Annotated in this window: 19 protein-coding genes, 1 tRNA gene and 1 pseudogene; 10 read left to right on the forward strand and 11 right to left on the reverse strand. The window is 72.7% G+C overall.

The window, feature by feature from the left end:
• Window positions 1-61 precede the first annotated feature (61 nt).
• The 3 genes from ACTIFU_RS09405 to ACTIFU_RS09415 are packed head-to-tail and all read right to left on the reverse strand — an operon-like array spanning window position 62 to window position 1,412.
• On the reverse strand, window positions 62-694 hold the full coding sequence (locus tag ACTIFU_RS09405; RefSeq protein WP_439578044.1) for an isochorismatase family protein: 633 nt from the start codon (window positions 692-694) through the stop codon (window positions 62-64).
• The gene (locus ACTIFU_RS09410) at window positions 694-1,137 is read right to left on the reverse strand and encodes a M67 family metallopeptidase (protein ID WP_439578045.1); all 444 of its coding nucleotides are present in this window, start codon (window positions 1,135-1,137) and stop codon (window positions 694-696) included. Before ACTIFU_RS09410 ends, ACTIFU_RS09405 begins: the two co-directional genes overlap by 1 nt.
• A complete protein-coding gene (locus tag ACTIFU_RS09415) occupies window positions 1,134-1,412 on the reverse strand; it encodes a DUF6476 family protein (RefSeq protein ID WP_439578046.1) in 279 nt (92 codons plus the stop codon). Before ACTIFU_RS09415 ends, ACTIFU_RS09410 begins: the two co-directional genes overlap by 4 nt.
• A gap of 13 nt (window positions 1,413-1,425) precedes the next feature.
• Between ACTIFU_RS09415 and ACTIFU_RS09420 the strand changes: the two genes are divergently transcribed.
• On the forward strand, window positions 1,426-2,409 hold the full coding sequence (locus ACTIFU_RS09420; protein WP_439578047.1) for an RluA family pseudouridine synthase: 984 nt from the start codon (window positions 1,426-1,428) through the stop codon (window positions 2,407-2,409).
• 225 nt (window positions 2,410-2,634) lie between these two features.
• Window positions 2,635-3,522: an RNA polymerase sigma factor RpoH gene (gene rpoH / locus ACTIFU_RS09425; protein ID WP_439578048.1), complete on the forward strand. Its 888-nt coding sequence runs from the start codon at window positions 2,635-2,637 to the stop codon at window positions 3,520-3,522.
• A gap of 28 nt (window positions 3,523-3,550) precedes the next feature.
• Here rpoH and ACTIFU_RS09430 read toward each other — a convergent pair whose 3' ends face one another.
• The 5 genes from ACTIFU_RS09430 to ACTIFU_RS09450 form a co-directional block, all read right to left on the reverse strand.
• Window positions 3,551-4,036, reverse strand: a complete 486-nt coding sequence (locus ACTIFU_RS09430) for a hypothetical protein (RefSeq protein ID WP_439578049.1) — start codon at window positions 4,034-4,036, stop codon at window positions 3,551-3,553.
• Between the two features lie 3 nt (window positions 4,037-4,039).
• A complete protein-coding gene (locus ACTIFU_RS09435; protein ID WP_439578050.1) occupies window positions 4,040-6,028 on the reverse strand; it encodes a hypothetical protein in 1,989 nt (662 codons plus the stop codon).
• Between the two features lie 73 nt (window positions 6,029-6,101).
• Window positions 6,102-7,391, reverse strand: a complete 1,290-nt coding sequence (locus ACTIFU_RS09440; protein ID WP_439578051.1) for an adenylosuccinate synthase — start codon at window positions 7,389-7,391, stop codon at window positions 6,102-6,104.
• 4 nt (window positions 7,392-7,395) lie between these two features.
• Window positions 7,396-8,535, reverse strand: coding sequence for an ATP phosphoribosyltransferase regulatory subunit (locus ACTIFU_RS09445; RefSeq protein WP_439578052.1), 1,140 nt, complete (start codon window positions 8,533-8,535; stop codon window positions 7,396-7,398).
• A gap of 449 nt (window positions 8,536-8,984) precedes the next feature.
• Entirely contained in the window at window positions 8,985-9,470 is a 486-nt protein-coding gene (locus tag ACTIFU_RS09450) for an outer membrane protein assembly factor BamE (protein WP_439578053.1), read from the reverse strand.
• Between the two features lie 107 nt (window positions 9,471-9,577).
• Here ACTIFU_RS09450 and ACTIFU_RS09455 point away from each other — a divergent pair, with 107 nt between their 5' ends.
• The 8 genes and pseudogenes from ACTIFU_RS09455 (at window position 9,578) to ACTIFU_RS09490 (ending at window position 14,219) form a co-directional block, all read left to right on the forward strand.
• Entirely contained in the window at window positions 9,578-10,126 is a 549-nt protein-coding gene (locus tag ACTIFU_RS09455) for a ubiquinol-cytochrome C chaperone family protein (RefSeq protein ID WP_439578054.1), read from the forward strand.
• Window positions 10,123-10,638 (forward strand): YceD family protein, encoded by a 516-nt coding sequence (locus tag ACTIFU_RS09460; protein WP_439578055.1) that lies wholly within the window; start codon window positions 10,123-10,125, stop codon window positions 10,636-10,638. Before ACTIFU_RS09455 ends, ACTIFU_RS09460 begins: the two co-directional genes overlap by 4 nt.
• Window positions 10,639-10,772: 134 nt before the next feature.
• Window positions 10,773-10,976, forward strand: a complete 204-nt coding sequence (rpmF, locus tag ACTIFU_RS09465; protein WP_439578056.1) for a 50S ribosomal protein L32 — start codon at window positions 10,773-10,775, stop codon at window positions 10,974-10,976.
• Window positions 10,977-11,063: 87 nt separating this feature from the next.
• On the forward strand, window positions 11,064-12,083 hold the full coding sequence (gene plsX / locus ACTIFU_RS09470) for a phosphate acyltransferase PlsX (protein WP_439578061.1): 1,020 nt from the start codon (window positions 11,064-11,066) through the stop codon (window positions 12,081-12,083).
• 1 nt (window position 12,084) lies between these two features.
• A complete protein-coding gene (locus ACTIFU_RS09475) occupies window positions 12,085-13,095 on the forward strand; it encodes a beta-ketoacyl-ACP synthase III (RefSeq protein WP_439578057.1) in 1,011 nt (336 codons plus the stop codon).
• 124 nt (window positions 13,096-13,219) lie between these two features.
• Window positions 13,220-13,537: an integration host factor subunit alpha gene (locus ACTIFU_RS09480; RefSeq protein ID WP_439578058.1), complete on the forward strand. Its 318-nt coding sequence runs from the start codon at window positions 13,220-13,222 to the stop codon at window positions 13,535-13,537.
• Window positions 13,534-13,857, forward strand: a pseudogene (locus ACTIFU_RS09485) (MerR family transcriptional regulator); the annotation flags it as partial. The gene ACTIFU_RS09480 and the pseudogene ACTIFU_RS09485, both read left to right, overlap by 4 nt.
• Before the next feature lie 285 nt (window positions 13,858-14,142).
• Window positions 14,143-14,219 (forward strand) — tRNA-Pro (locus ACTIFU_RS09490).
• Here ACTIFU_RS09490 and ACTIFU_RS09495 read toward each other — a convergent pair.
• The 3 genes from ACTIFU_RS09495 to ACTIFU_RS09505 form a co-directional block, all read right to left on the reverse strand.
• Window positions 14,170-15,375 (reverse strand): tyrosine-type recombinase/integrase, encoded by a 1,206-nt coding sequence (locus ACTIFU_RS09495; protein WP_439578062.1) that lies wholly within the window; start codon window positions 15,373-15,375, stop codon window positions 14,170-14,172. The genes ACTIFU_RS09490 and ACTIFU_RS09495 overlap by 50 nt on opposite strands.
• A 6-nt stretch (window positions 15,376-15,381) precedes the next feature.
• Window positions 15,382-15,648, reverse strand: a complete 267-nt coding sequence (locus ACTIFU_RS09500; RefSeq protein ID WP_439578059.1) for a helix-turn-helix transcriptional regulator — start codon at window positions 15,646-15,648, stop codon at window positions 15,382-15,384.
• On the reverse strand, window positions 15,641-16,075 hold a 435-nt coding region (locus ACTIFU_RS09505; RefSeq protein WP_439578060.1), incomplete at its 5' end, for a hypothetical protein. The genes ACTIFU_RS09500 and ACTIFU_RS09505, both read right to left, overlap by 8 nt.

Below are 16,075 nucleotides of genomic sequence, written 5' to 3' on the forward strand. Positions count from 1 at the left end.
ACTAGGCGCAGCGGTGGAGTGTGATCCAGGGCCTGCGCCTCGCCTGCACAGAGGCTGCGGGTCAGGGCGCGTTCTGGCGGTGCCAGTCGTCCAGATAGCCGAGGACGGTGCTCAGGTCGCTCACGTCAACGTAGCGCCGGCCGATGTCGCGCAGATTGTCGCGGTGCGGCTGCTCCTCGATGTCGCCGACGCAGTCCTCCGGCACGATGGTGCGGTAGCGGTGGCTGAAGCTGTCCACCGCCGAGGCGCGGATGCAGCCCGAGGTGTTGCAGCCGGTGACGATCACCGTGTCCACGCGCTCCTTGGTGAAGTAGTCGGCCACACCGGTGTTGAAGAAGATCGACGGCGCCTTCTTGCACACGGTCAGGTCATAGCCCGGATCGTGGATGCGCGGATCGAGGGCCGAGCTCGGGTGGTCGTGCAGGAAGGTCTCGCGCACGGCGGTGATCTTCCAGTACGGCATCTCGCGCGCGTTCATGTAGGCGGTGTTGCAGTTGGCCACCGGCACGCCGTAGCGACGCGCGACCGCCAGCAGCCTTGCCGTGTTCTCGACCGCGCGCAACACGAGCGGTGCGCCGCCGAGCGGATAGGCCGGGTCGGTGAAGGCGGTCTGGAAGTCAACCACGACGATGCCCGGCTTGCGGCCGAACCCGACCGGGATCTCGCCGTAGCTGCGCTTCGCGTAGTCGTCCATCATGGCTCCTTGTCGTGCAGCCGCGCGTGGTCATCGATGCGGGGCCGGCGCAGAACGGCGGGGGCAAACCCGGCCCCACCGCCGAGCGCCCGCCACGCGGCCGTTTCCTCGCCCGATGTGATCAGCCAGGCAAGCCCTGCCTCCCAGGCGCCCTCGACGTCGCGGGCGGAGGGCGTGGGCGCGCCCGCCGGGTGGCTGTGCCAGACGCCGACCACCGCCTCGGCCGTGCCGCGCAGCCGCCGTTGCAGCGCGAGCTGGAGCGCGGTGTCGATCTCGAACGCATCCTCGGCCGCGGCGAGGTTGCGGCTCGGCGCGAGGCCCGTGACCGCCACGCCGTCCGCGGCCGCGCGCCCGACCAGCAGCCCGCACGCCTCGCGCGGCATCGCGGCGGCGGCGAGCCGGGGCAGGGCGCGCAGCAGATCGTCCGGCACGGTGACGATCACGGTGCTCCCGGCACCAGCCGGCCGAGCACGCGATGCGTCGCCGGATCGACGATCACGATCCGGTCCTCGGCGCCGCCGCCGGTCACGTGGACGGCCAGCCGGTCGCCCGCGGCGGCGATGCCGAGGATGCGGCTGCCGGCGGGCTCGCCCAGTCCGGCGATCGAGGGCGGGGCGGGGCGGTTGCCGAGACGGTTGGCAATCGTCATCGCAAGCACCACCGTGCCGGCCACGATCAGCACGCCCATGATGATCACCGCCGCCTTCAGCACCCGCATGCCCGACCCGTCCATGACCCCCGACCAAGCTGCCACCGTCCGCGCGATGGTGGCGGATCGCGCCGCCGCCGGCCAGCGGCTCGACCGCTGGCTTGCCTTGGTGTTCCCGGAGCTCTCGCGCTCGCGCGTCAAGGCGCTGATCGAGGCCGGGCAGGCGAGCCGCGACTTCACGGTGACGCGCGATCCTTCCGAGCCGGTGCGCGCCGGCGCGACCTACCGGCTGGGCGTGCCCGCGCCGGCGCCGGCCGCGCCAGCGGGGCAGGCGATCCCGCTCACGGTGCTGTACGAGGACGCCGAGCTGATCGTGATCGACAAGCCGGCGGGGCTGGTGGTGCACCCAGCCCCCGGCAACCCCGAGGGCACGCTCGTGAACGCGCTGATCGCCCATTGCGGCGACAGCCTTAAGGGGATCGGCGGCGAGGCCCGGCCCGGCATCGTCCACCGGCTCGACAAGGATACCTCGGGCGTGATGGTGGCGGCCAAGACCGAGCGCGCGCACCACGCGCTGTCCGCAGCCTTCGCGCGGCGGGACCTGGAGCGCGCGTATCTCGCGCTGGTCTGGGGCGTGCCCGCCAGCGCCGAGGGGCGAATCGAGGCACCGATCGGCCGCCACCCGGTGGACCGCAAGCGCATGGCGGTGATGCCGCGCGGCAAGCCCGCGGCGACCCGGTACCGTGTCCTGCGCGCCTTCGGCACGGCGGCGGCGCTGCTGGAGTGCCGGCTCGAGACCGGGCGGACGCATCAGATCCGGGTGCATCTCGCCCACCTCGGCCACCCGCTGGTGGGCGACCCGGCCTATCTCCGCCGCCTGCCCGCGGCGGCGCGCGCGCTGGACCCGACGCGGCGGGCCGAGCTGACCGGCTTTCCGCGCCAGGCGCTGCACGCCACGAGCCTCGGCTTCGCCCACCCCGTAACCGGGGCGGCACTGCGCTTCGAATCCCCCCTGCCGGCGGACATCGCCGGCCTGATCGACCGGCTGGCCGATCAGCCGCCGTGATGATCCAAATCAGGACCGCGTGGGTCCGGTTGCTTGCGGAGCGTGCCCGAGTTGGGGCAGCATAAATGCGTTGGCACTTGGTGGGGGAGAGTGCCATCACGCCCGCGTGACGGTCCTGTCGCCGGTTCGTGACCACCCGGGGAACCGGGCCGTGACAGAGTGCGGAGTGTCCATTCCCCCATCGGCGCGCCGGCGCCCGGCGTCCGTCCGAGCAGAGAGAGGTCCATGACAGCGTCCTACGCGATCCCTGTGGCTCCGGAAGGCAACCTGACCCGGTATCTGCAGGAGATCCGCAAATTCCCGATGCTGGCCCCCGAGGAGGAGACCGCGCTCGCGCGTCGTTGGCGCGACGAGGGTGACCTCGCGGCGGCGCACAAGCTCGTCACCAGCCATCTGCGCCTGGTCGCGAAGATCGCGATGGGCTACCGCGGCTACGGCCTGCCAGTGGGCGAACTGATCTCCGAGGGCAATGTCGGCATGATGCAGGCGGTGAAGCGGTTCGATCCGGATCGCGGCTTCCGCCTCGCAACCTACGCCATGTGGTGGATCCGCGCCGCCATCCAGGAATACATCCTGCATTCCTGGTCGCTGGTGAAGATGGGGACCACGGCAGCGCAGAAGAAGTTGTTCTTCAACCTGCGACGGCTCAAGGGCCAGATGCAGGCGATCGAGGACGGCGACCTCAAGCCCGAGCAGGTCGCCAAGATCGCGCGTGCGCTCGACGTGCCCGAGCAGGACGTGATCTCGATGAACCGTCGGCTCGCTGCCCCCGACCACAGTCTGAACGCGCCCGTGCGCGCAGAGAGCGAGGGCGAGTGGCAGGACTGGCTGGTCGACGACAGCGAGTCCCAGGAGGAGACGCTCGCCGAGGCCGAGGACATGGGCCAGCGCAAGGCGCTGCTCGACAAGGCGCTCGGCACGCTGAACGAGCGCGAGCGGCACATCTTCATCGAGCGCCGGCTGAAGGACGAGCCGACCACGCTCGAGGACCTCTCGCAGCAATACGGCATCAGCCGCGAGCGGGTGCGCCAGATCGAGGTGCGCGCCTTCGAGAAGGTCCAGAAGAGCATGAAGGCGCAGATCGCCGAGCGCCGCGCCGGCGCGCCCGCCTGACCCACCGGGACGGGCCCGGCGCGTCGACTCAGCGGGGCGGGCGCTCGACCTCGACGCCCCAGGTCTCGCGCAGCGTCGCGCGGCGCTGCTCCAGCGCCTGCACCGAGCCGTAGGCGCGCGCCTCCAGCACCGCCAGCACGGCCCAGGCGAGCACCTGCGGCAGCAGGAAGCCGATGACCGCCGCCGCGTAGGCGAGCGGCAGGGTCTCCATCCGCCCCAGGATCGCGGCAAGCGTCATCAGGTCGTGGCCTTCGAGCCAGAGCGCGCGGATCGAGGGCAGCAGCCCCGCGAGATTGAGCGCGAGCACCGTGCGCGCGGTGCCCCGTCCGGCAGAGCGGTCCACCGCCAGCGCAACGGCGGCCGGGAACAGGCCGATCGCCAACAGGAGCCCGGTCGGCAGCGCGATTCCGAGCACCGCGCCGGTGGCGACGCCAAGGCCCCAGAAGCCGAGCGGCGTGCGCGCCGATCCCTGCGCCTTGGCGGGCGCCTTCGCGGCCTTCGCGGCACCGGCCATGGCTCAGTGCCCCGCCACGGAAAGCAGCGTCAGCGCCAACACGACAAGCGCCGCACCCTGGGCGATCCCGCCGCCGATCCGGGACGCTTCCGCGGCGCGCCGGCCGCGCCCCGCCGCGACCGCCGCGATCGCCCGCGCGGCCTCGGCCGACGACAAGGCGGCGGCGGCGAACCCGGCCTGGTCGCGCTGCCGCAGGCCAGGGTCCGCCAGCAGCCCGTACAGGGACCCGAGGTCACCCGACGCAGCGACGCGCGACAGCTCCGCCACCGCCCGTTCGCGCCGGGCCTTCTCGTGCCAGCTCCGCGCCATCGGCGCGGCCAGGTCGCCGAGCACCCGACCGAGCGCAGGCATCGCCCCGCCCCGATGCATCCGCTGCAGGGCGGCGAACACCCCGATTGCCGAGACCGCAGCCTCCGCCACCGACCCGGATTCGCCCGCCGCCGCGAGTTCGCCGTCGAGCCGCCCATCCACATGCACCGCGATGAATGCGGCGATGTGGCGGTCGAGCGGCAGAGTGCCGGCCGGCAGTGCCGGCGCCGCGGCCTCAAGCGCGCGCAGCAGCGCCGGCAGCGTCGTCGCCATGCGCCCGCCGAGCAGCGGCGAGAGGCAGGGCAGCGCCGGGTTGAGCTGGTACAGCAGGCGTTCCGTCCCCGACCCCATGGCCGAGGACCGACGGATCAGCCGGTACTGACGGGACATCCGCTCCAGCGCGACCGGATCGACGTACCGATCGCCGCAGGCCGTGGCCCAGCCGCCGATCGCAAGGCTGTCGATCAGGTCCTCGAGATCGCCGAGCGCCAGCGGATGATCCCCCCGCGACAGGACCGCCTCGGCAAGCACCGGGCCGAGCGCGTCGGGCATCAGCGCGGTGCCGCGCCAGAACATTGGCGCGCGCGGATCGACCAGGGCGATCGTGCGGCAGAGCAGCGTGTCGAGCACCAGCGGATCGACCGCGCCGGTTTCGTCCTCGATCGCCTCGCGCAGCCGGGACGCGAGCTGGCCGTCGCCGAGCGCGCGCTCGATCCAGACCGCGACCGCGCCGCTGCGCACGGCCGCGACCCCTTCGGCCCAGTGCGTGCCGAGCGTCGCGGCGAGGCTGTGGATGTCGCGCGGCTGGGCCGGGCCGACCGGCAGCGGTCGGGTCGCCTTGCGGACCGGCCGGGCGCTCACCGAGCGGGTGCGCGCCGAGCCGGGCCAGCCGGCGAGCTCGGCCGGGCTCGGGCGGTGGTCCGGATCCTCGGCCAGCAGGCCGCGCACCAGCGTCACCAGGCCGCCGGGCAGGCGATGCTCGGCCAGGATGGCGACGAGACTGCCGCGTTCGAGCTTTGCCCGCGTCGCGGACGCGTCGTCGAGGCCGGCCATTGGCCACACGCCGGTCGCGAGCGCGACCAGCGTGACGCCGAGCGCAAAGAGATCGTCGCCCATCGTCCCCTCGCCGCGGCCGATCGGCAGGCACAGCGCCGAGGAGGGCGGCTCGACCACGGCGGGCTGGGCGAAGGCTGCCGGCAGCGCCCAGGCCTCGCCGAGCATGGCGGGACCGCCGGAGGTCGGACGGAACAGGTTGTCGGGGCGGATGCCGCGATGGACGATGCCGAGATCGCCGAGCGTCGACAGGACCATGCCGATCGGGCGGACCACGTTCTGGATCAGGTCCCCCTCGCGCAGCGGCGGTCGGCGCTCGTCACGCGGCAGCAGCGGCGGGCCGGGGGGCAGGGGATAGACGATCAGCCGCGCCTCGCCGCCGTCCCACGCCACCACATCCTGCCCGAGCGGCCGCATCAGGTGGGGGATGTCGTCCTCCATCACCAGCCGCTCGATCGCGCGCAGCCGAGGCGGGTGTTGGGTGCGGCAGACCACGGCAAGGCCAGGTGGGGCGTCGGCCGCGAGCGGGCGCGCGGTGAAGGCGTTCAGTCCGCCGCCGACCACGCCGCGCACCGGGCTCAGCGGATCAATGGCGTGATTGCCGATCCTCGGCTGTCCTCCGCTCGCCATTCGACTCTCCCATCCGCGCCTTCCCACACACTGGCGCATGACGGTTGACCCGACGTTAAGGACGGCGCGTGGGTCAGTCCGCGAACGGGTCGCGCATCACGATGGTGTCGTCGCGCTCGGGGCTGGTGGAGAGCAGCATCACCGGCGCCTCGACCAGTTCCTCGATCCGGCGGACATACTTGATCGCCTGCGCCGGCAGTTCGCCCCAGGAGCGCGCGCCGCGGGTCGAGCCGGACCAGCCCTCCAGCGTCTCGTAGATCGGCATCACGGCCGCCTGCGCGCCGGGTGCCGCCGGCAGGCGCGAGAGGCGTTCACCGTCCAGCGCGTAGCCGACGCCGATCCTCAGTTCCCCGAGCCCGTCCAGCACGTCGAGCTTGGTCAGCACCAGTGCCTCGATCCCGCCGACCTTCACCGCCTGCCGCACCATCGTCGCGTCGAACCAGCCGCAGCGCCGGCGCCGCCCGGTGACGGTGCCGAACTCGTGGCCGCGATCACCGAGCAGCCTTCCGGTGTCGTCGGTGAGTTCGGTGGGGAAGGGGCCGGAGCCGACGCGCGTGGTGTAGGCCTTGGCGATGCCGAGGACCCGGCCGATCGCGGCCGGGCCGATCCCGGCGCCGCCGGCGGCATTGCCGGCCACCGTGTTGGACGAGGTCACGTAGGGGTAGGTGCCGTGATCGACGTCCAGCATCACCGCCTGGGCACCCTCGAACAGGATGCGCCGGCCCTCGGCGCGCGCCTGGTCGAGGCGCTCCCACACGGGTTCGGCGAAGGGCAGCAGGCGGGGGGCGAGGGACAGCAGGTCGGCAAGCAGCGCCTGCTTGGAGAATGGTTCAGCACCAAGGCCTTGCAGTAGGGTATTGTGGTGCAAGAGCAGGTCGTCGAGCTTCGCGGACACCGTCTCCGGCTCGGCGAGGTCGCACAGGCGGATCGCGCGGCGACCCACCTTGTCCTCGTAGGCGGGGCCGATCCCGCGCCCCGTGGTGCCGATCTTCGCCTCGCCGCGCGCAGCCTCGCGCGCCCGGTCCAGCGCGGGATGCAGCGGCAGGATCAGCGGCACGGTCTCGGCGATGCGCAGATTGGCCGGCGTCACCGCCAGCCCCTGCGCCGTCACCCTGTCGATCTCGGCGAGCAGGGCGTGCGGGTCGAGCACCACGCCGTTGCCGATCACGCCGAGCTTGCCGCGCACCACGCCGGAGGGCAGCAGGGAGAGCTTGTAGGTCTCGTTGCCGACTACCAACGTATGCCCGGCGTTGTGGCCGCCCTGGAAGCGCACGACGATGTCGGCGCGGCTGGCCAGCCAGTCGACCACCTTGCCCTTGCCCTCGTCGCCCCACTGGGCGCCGATCACCGCGACATTGGCCATGGAGTCAGTCCTCGAGCGGGATGGCCTCGCCGCCCCGGGCGAGGTGGGTGCAGGCGAGCCGGCGCGCCTCCGCATCCGGATCGTCCACCGGGCCAAGCGCGCCGACAGTGGCGAAGCCGGCTTCGCGCAGACGCGCCGCCTCCGCCGCCGGCGTGCCGGCGGGGACAAACACGCGCGGACGGGTCGGGCGCGGACGCGCTGCGGTCAGTGCCGCGTCCGGGTACAGCGTGACGCCGGTGGCCGGCTCCTCACCGGCGCGGTAGCCGCCGCCACGGCCGAGCTCGTCCGCCAGCGCCGCCGAGAAGATCGAGAAGGCGACGTTGCGGTGATAGCGGAGACCGCGGAACTCCAGCGGATCGGCGGTGAGCCGGATCGCACGGTCGCGCGCGCGCACCGCCGCCACGGTGGCGGCAAGCCGGTCGGCGAGCGCCCGGGCGGGCGTCGGCAGGGTGGCGGCGGCCAGCGCCTCGAGCGCCCGGTCGGCCGCGCCGGCGGCGTGCAGCAGCTCGTCGAGCGTGTCCGCGATCGGGCCGGCGAGTGCTGCCACCTCGGCCGCGTCCTTGCGGTCGAGCGCGTGGCGGAGTGCCGCCTCGCGGTCGGGTGGCAGGCCGAGCGGCGCGAGCAGCTCTTCGGCGAGCGTAGGCAGCATCAGGTCGAAGCTGACCGAGGGTACGCCGAGCTCCGCGAGCGTCTCCGCCGCGACCGCGATCACCTCGGCGTCCGCCTCGGCGCAGTCGGCGCCGATCAGCTCGATCCCGACCTGGGCGAACTGGCGCGCGGCGCGCAGCTCCGAGGCGCGCACCCGCAGCACCTGGCCCGAGTATGAGAGCCGGAGCGGGCGCGGGGCGCGGCCGAGCCGCACGGCGGCGATGCGCGCGACCTGCGGGGTGATGTCGGCGCGCAGCCCCATCATGCGCTGGCTGACGGGGTCCATCAGCCGGAAGGTGACGTCGGCGGTGGCAGCCCCCGAACCGCCGAGCAGCCCCTCCTCGAACTCCAGCAGAGGGGGCTTCACGCGCTCGTAGCCGTGCGCGGCGAACACCGCGCCCATCGCCTCGATGGCGGCAGCCTCGGTTTCGGCGTCGGGCGGCAGGAGGTCGCGCAGCCCAGGCGGCAGCAGCGCGATCGCGGCGGGATTGGTCATCGGCGCCGCGTCTAGCAGGGTTTGGCGCGGCTGGTGAGGGGGCACGGCGCCCGAGCTCACGATGTCCGGGACGATCCGCGGCTCGATGGCGGCTGCCCGGGCTAGAACGGTCTTTCGGCTTCCAGCGACGCGGTGGCGTGATCCATCAGGTTGCGGCGATGACCGGAGCCGATCATGGCGTTGCGGCGCGAGCGTCCTCGGTCCGCTGACGGCGGCGCACGGACCGCGGTGCCGCGCGGGCACTGGTCGCGCGCACCGTCCTCGCCGGGCTGCGGATGGACGGCGCGCGCCGTGCCCGTTGGATCAGGCGATGAGCGGGGCCGCAATTCCCTGGCAGGTCTGCCAGCAGCCCGCGCCCGGCAGCGGTCCACACCTCCACGAGCGCCGTCCCGACGACTGCGGCGCCTGCCTCGGAACACGGCCGCTGCGGACAGAGCGTGGGAAAGCGTCTAGAACGGCCCGCCGGCACCCGGCGTGCGTCCGCCGCCGTCCCCCGGCGAGAACCGGCCGATGTTCCCGAACAGCAGCTGGAAGAAATTGCGGTCGTTGCCCGGCGTGGGCGTGACGCGCGAGACCGGCGTGACGTCGGTGGCGTCATCGAGGCCGAGGGTCTCGACCTTCTGCACCACGCCGCGGTCGTCGAACCGGATCGCGACCACGGTCTGCTGGTCGACGGCCTGCGTCCGCCCGACCCGGTTGCGCGTGACGCTGCTCACGTAGAACCACGCGTCGTCGCCGAACGGTGCCGTGACCGATGGCGAACCGAGCAGGGCGGCGACGTCGGCGCGGGTCTGGACGCCCGGGACGATCTCGTCGATCTGATGGGTCTCGACGCGATGGCCGCGCGGATCGACCGTCGGTTCGACGATGCCGCAGCCACCGAGCATCCCGATGACCGCCAGCGCCGCCGCGGGACGGGTGCGAACTGCTCTCATGACCGGGCTCCGACTCCCTCGCCCCGTCGCGGTTCCGATTGACCCGGACCGTCGGGATGCCATCTGATCGGGTGCCACACTCCGGCCGAGCCTGTCAATCGACGCCCATGCCGCTCTCCCGCCTGTTCCGCCGCCGCCCCTTCGAACGCGAGGGCTATCTGCTCTACGGCGCGGCCGTGGCAGCGGCGCGCGACCGCGCTTGGTATCTCGAGCTTGGCGTCCCGGACACGCTGGACGGGCGGTTCGACATGGTCGCGCTGTTCGCCTTCCTGGTGATCGAGCGGATGCGCGAGGAGCCGGGCGAGGACCCGAAGCAGCTGTCGCAGGCCGTGTTCGACGCGATGTTCTCCGACATGGATCAGAACCTGCGGGAGATGGGGGTGGCCGATCTGGGGGTGGGGAAGCGGGTGAAGCGGATGTGGGAGGCGTTCCACGGTCGCGCGACCGCCTACACGGCCGCGCTCGGTGCCGCCGACGACCGGCTTCTGGTCGAGGCGCTGTCGCGCAATGTCTGGCGCTCCGTCGAACCGGTGGCCGCAGGGTCCCGGCTCGCGCAGGCGATGCGGCGGCAGCGCGCGCAGCTTGGCGCGCAGTCCTTCGCCGCGTTCCGCCGGGGCGAGGTCTTGTTCCTGCCCGCCGCGGAGGCGCTCGCGTGACGCCGGCGCCGGAGTTCTCCCGCCCCGTCGAGGTGGCGCGGCTGCGCACGGGCGGCGAGACGATGGAGATCGCTGCCAGCCCCGCGGAGTGCGAGGCCGTGGCGCGCCGCCTCGGGATCGAGGCGGTGGCCGCGCTGGAGGCCAGCGTGCAGCTTGTGCCTGTGGGCGCGGGCGTGGTCGACGCCGCGGGCACGATCCGCGCGCGCCTCACCCAGACCTGCGTCGTCTCGCTCGATCCCTTCGAGCAGGCGCTGGAGGTGATGCTTCGGCTGGTCTTCCGTCCGGGCACCGAGGCCGATCTCGCGGCCGACCAGACGGTCGATCCCGAAACGGAGGACGAGGTGCCCTATGCGGGTGGGCGGTTCGATCTTGGCGACTCGGTGGTCGAAACGCTGGCGCTCTCGCTGGACCCTTGGCCGCGTCGGCCCGGCGCGGTGCTCGAGCTGCCGCCGCCGGACGAGCCCGCGCCGGACGGCCCGTTCGTGGCGCTCGCACGCCGCCGCAAGGGCTGAGACGCCCGCTCTGCTCCGCGCGCGGCCCTGGCCGCCGTGCCGCGGGAGGACATGTAACTTTACGGGGGTGCGGGCGTCTGCTAGTCAGCCGCGACCACCCCGTTTCCATTTTGTGACAAGGCGAGGCCCGTGCCATGGCGGTCCCGAAGCGCAAGACGTCCCCATCCCGGCGCAACATGCGCCGGTCGCACGAGGCCCTCGGTCGCGAGGCGCATGCTGAGTGCCCGAACTGCGGCGAGCTGAAGCGCCCGCACCATGTCTGCCCGTCCTGCGGGCACTATGACGGGCGCGAGGTCGCGCCGGCCGGCAAGGCCCTGAAGGCGGTCGTCCGTCCCTGACGGGACGGCGCGGCGTCCCCCGGCGCCCTTCCCGATGACGCGGAACCTCCCGCGGTGAGCGCCTCCGGTGTCCTCGCGATCGACGCGATGGGCGGCGATCGTGCGCCCGAGATCGTGATCGAGGGCCTCGAGATCGCCGCCGAGCGTCACCCGGAGGTCCGCTTCCTGCTGTTCGGCGACGAGGCGCGGGTGGCGCCGCTGCTCGCCTCGCACGCGCGCGCGCGCGCGGCCTGCACGCTGCGCCACGCGCCCGAGGTGGTCGCGAACGAGATGAAGCCGACCGCGGCACTGCGGCTGCGCGGCGCCTCGATGCGGCTCGCGATCGAGGCGGTCGCTGCGGGCGAGGCCGAGGGCGTGGTTTCGGCCGGCAACACCGGCGCGCTGATGGCGCTCGCCAAGATCGTGCTGAAGACGCTCGCGGGTATCGACCGGCCGGCGATGGCCGGGATCGGCCCCTCGGCGCGCGGCGACTTCGTGATGCTCGATCTCGGCGCGAACGTGCAGTGCGACAGCCGCAACCTGGTGGAGTTCGCGGTCATGGGCGAGGTGTTCGCCCGCACCGTGCTGGGGCTGAACCAGCCCTCGATCGGCCTCCTGAATGTCGGTGCCGAGGAGCTGAAGGGCGACGAGCGCGTGCGCGAGGCGGCCGAGGTGCTGAAGGCGAGCCCGATCGCGCCGCTGTTCCACGGCTTCGTCGAGGGCCACGACATCGCCGCCGGCACCGTCGACGTGGTCGTGACGGACGGCTTTACCGGCAATGTCGCGCTGAAGACCGGCGAGGGGACGCTCAAGCTGGTGCGTGACCTGCTGCGCGAGGTGTTCGCCTCCTCGATCGCGGCCAAGCTCGGCTATGTGCTGGCTCGGCCCGCGCTCGAGCGGCTGCGCGAGTGGCTCGACCCGCGGCGCTACAACGGCGCGGTGCTGGTGGGCCTCAACGGCGTGGTGGTGAAGAGCCATGGCGGCACGGATGCGCTCGGCTTCGCGCACGCGATGGACCTCGCGATCGACATGGTGCTGCACCGGTTCAATGCGCGGATCCGCGACGAGCTGACGCGCATGCGCCCGGCCGAGGCGCAGGCGCCCGTTCCCTCCGCGATGGCAGGCTGAGATGAAGACCGAGACCGCGCGCGAGGCCCTGCGCACCACGGCGATCCGTTCGGTGATCGCGGGCTATGGCGGGTATCTGCCTGCACGCGTGGTCACCAATGCCGAGCTGTCGCAGCGCCTCGACTCCTCGGACGAGTGGATCGTCGAGCGGACGGGGATCCGCGAGCGCCGGATCGCCGCTGAAGGCGAACTTGCCTCGGATCTGGGCGCGGCGGCCGCGCGCGCGGCGCTGGCGGATGCCGGCATCGAGCCGCGGGAGGTGGACGGGATCGTGCTCGCGACCTCCACCCCTGATCAGACCTACCCTGCCACAGCGGTGCGGGTTCAGGCCAAGCTCGGGATCAACCGTGGCTTCGCCTTCGACGTCGCGGCCGTCTGCACGGGCTTCATCTACGCGCTGTCGGTGGCCGACGCGATGCTCCGCGCCGGGCACGGCCGGTGCGTGCTGGTGATCGGCACCGAGGTGAACTCCCGCATCCTCGACTGGTCGGACCGCGGCACCTGCGTGCTGTTCGGCGACGGCGCCGGGGCGGTGGTGCTGCGCGCGGCCGAGGGTGCAGCGGGCGGGTCGGGCCCGGGCGTGCTGTCGACCCACCTCCATGCGGACGGGGCGCACGCCGACATCCTCTACGTCGATGGCGGCCCGGGCAGCACCGGCACGGTCGGCCATGTCCGGATGCATGGCCGCGAGGTGTTCCGCCACGCGGTCGCCAAGCTCTCGGCCGTCGTGGACGAGGCGCTGGCGGCGAACGGGCTGGATCACGCGGCGGTGGACTGGCTGGTGCCGCACCAGGCGAATCTGCGCATCATCGAGGCCATGGCGAAGAAGCTGCACCTGCCGATGCAACGCGTCGTCGTGACGGTGGACCGCCACGCCAACACCTCGGCCGCCTCCATCCCGCTGGCGCTTGCCGAGGCACGGACGGACGGGCGGCTGAAGCCCGGCCAGCTCGTGCTGATGGAGGCGATCGGCGGCGGGCTGACCTGGGGCGCGGCACTCGCACGGGTCTGATACGGTTGCGACCCGATCGTGGGCGACGCACCTAACCATCTGAGTTTTCGCCATTCATTGACGGCGCCCGGGTGCGGCTGTTAGCGTCGCGCGGATGTGAGGACAGCACGAGCAAGGGGCGTGGATGGCCGGGCAGACGGTGACCCGCGCGCAGTTGGCCGAGTCGGTCTACGAGCAGGTCGGCTTGTCGCGCAACGAATCCGCGCAGCTTCTTGAGACGGTGCTGGAACTCTTGGCTGGCGCCCTGGCCTCGGGCGAATCTGTGAAGATCAGTTCGTTCGGCACCTTCGCGGTGCGCCAGAAGGGCCGGCGCATCGGGCGCAATCCGAAGACCGGCGTCGAGGTCCCCATTCTGCCGCGCAAGGTCCTGGTGTTCCGGCCAAGCCAGGTACTGAAGGCGCGGATCAACGGCCAGCCGGTGCCGGTCGGCGACGACGCATGAGCCCGGGCGAGCAGGACGGCGCCGACCGTCCGCGCGGCCGCAAGGCCCCCTCGGCCTTCCGCACGATCAGCGAGGTCGCCGACGAGCTTCACATCCCTCAGCACGTGCTGCGGTTCTGGGAGACCAAGTTCCCCCAGCTGGCGCCGCTGAAGCGCGGCGGCGGGCGGCGCTACTACCGGCCCGAGGACATCGAGCTGCTGCGTCGGATCAGCGACCTGCTCTACATCCAGGGCTATACGATCAAGGGCGTGCAGCGGCTTCTGCGCGATGGCCCCGCCGAGGATGAGGCCGCGATCGCCGAGGCTGAGCGCGCGGCGGAAGTGCCCGAATCCGGCCGGCCGCAGCTGCCGTTGCCCGGGCTGCCGGCGGGGCCGGAGTCGGGGCGGGCAGCGGGACCAAAGCCGGTGGTCCGCGTGCGGGCCGAAGGAGCGCCCGCGGGCGCGTCGCCTGCTGCTGACCCGCGCACGGCCGAGCGGCTCGCCTCACTCAGGGCCGCACTCGCCGAGGCCATCCAGGAGCTCGGTGCGATCCGCGACCTGCTCGCCCGGACGGGCCGCCGTCGCGGTTGACTTCCCTGCCCGCGCGCGCGATGTCACGCGAGGCGTCGGAGCGTAGCGCAGCCTGGTAGCGCATCAGTCTGGGGGACTGGGGGTCGTGGGTTCGAATCCCGCCGCTCCGACCAGCTTTTCCCTCAGTTTTTCAGGTATTCGAGTCCCCGGCCTGACGGCCCGGTTGCTCAACCGTTGCATATCTTTCTCAGCCCGATCAAGCGCCGCGATCGCCCCGTGCGCCACGTCAAATCGGCGCGGCAGGTAGGTATCGAGGATTTTCTGGCATTCCTCGATCCGGTGGCCGGACACCGCGGCGATCTGCGCCGTCGTCGCGCCGGCCCGCGCCATCGCGACAATCGCGGTCCGCCGCAGGTCGCGCGCCTGCAAGCCGCGGATCAAGGTCTTGTGAACCCCCGCCTTGTCGAGCCCGGCGCGGAAGCCCTCGCGGGCGATGCGCCGATTCGCACGGCACACGGTCGCGGCCCAGGCACGGGTGAAGTTGCGCCGGTTCCAGGGGCCGCCGCGCGGCGCCGGCACCACCGGCCCGGACTCGCGCCAGCTCGCGCGGAGCTCGGTTTCGAGACGGGCCGCCGCCGGCACCGCCACCAGCTCGCCCGTCTTCGCCTGCCGCAGCGTCAGCACGATCCGCCGCCCGCGCCGCTCGAACTGCGACCAGTCGAGCGCCAGCACGTCCGACACGCGCTGCGCGGTGTAGAGCATCAACAGGAAGGCGCGGCGCATGGCCGGTTCGGCGACGCTCAGGAAGGTCTCGATCGCCGCCGGCGGCCACACCGCCTTGCGCGGCGGGCGCGCCGGCAGGCCGGGGCGGAGCGCCGGGTTATGCAGGATCAGCCCGGTATCGACGGCATACTGCATCACCTGGCGCAGCACGCTCAGGGTGTGGCGCGCCTTCACCGGGGTCGCCGCGGCGAGCTTGTCGCGCAGCTTGATCACGACGGGGCGCGTGATCGCCTGGACCGGCAGGGCGCCGAAGCGGTCGCGAAGCTGGTCGAGATAGGCGCGGTCCAGCGTGCGCGTGCGCGGCGCCTTGGCCGCGAAGGTCGGGGAGGCAAGCCAGCCGCGCGCGACCGCCTCGAACGATCCCGGCGCCGGCCCGCCACCCGTCTCGGCCTCCTCGTCCATCTTCGCCGCCAGCACGAGCGCGGTGGCGAGGTCGTTGCCGAGCAACAGCCCGCTGCGGCGGTGGTAGTAGTCAACCCGCTTGATCGAGCCGTCGGGGTTGCGGCGGATCACCTTGTTCAAGCCGGTCGTGCGCTTCCTCGGCATGGTGATCTAGTCCCGCATCGCCGCCGCCATGGCCTTGGCCTCGGCCGCCTTCAGGGGATCGAGGGGCGAGCCCGCCTCGGTCCTGCCGGACAGCATGAGCGCGTCGGCCGCCTTGTCGAGTGCCAGGCGATCCCAGGTGAGGGTGCGCGAGCCGCGGCGGATCGGTGGCGGCCACATCCCGGCGGCCACCTCGGCGCGGAACGTGTCGGCCGAGACGCCGAGATAGGCCGCGGCCTGGTCGGCGCGCAGGAAGCGGGGCGGCAGCTCAGACATTGCCGTGGCCCCCTGCCATCGCCGTGAGCCGATTGGCGAACTGGTCCAACGCCGCGGCGATCGCGCCCTCACACACGGCCGCGTCGCCATCGTCGCGCACGGTGTCGCGCGGGATCCCCAGGAGCGTGTCGCGCAGCTCGCGAATGCGCGGAACCAGCGTCGCCGCGATCAGCGATCGCTCGACCAGCTCGCCCCGCCGGGCCGCAAGGTCGAGCTCGGCCCGCTCGGCCTGGGCGCGTAGCAGCCGCGCCCGCTCAGCCGCAGCGCCATCCACGTCAGTCCCGCGCGATGTATCAACGTTCTCGGCGCGCCACATTTCCGCCTCGGCGAGGTCCACACGGCCGTCCGGAAGTACCGGCATTCCACGCGCGATGTATTGAGACACTCTCGCCTTCGTCACATCCCAGTATCGCGCGAGCTCTGATTT

Source organism: Elioraea sp., assembly GCF_051860475.1.
GTDB lineage: Bacteria > Pseudomonadota > Alphaproteobacteria > Acetobacterales > Acetobacteraceae > Elioraea.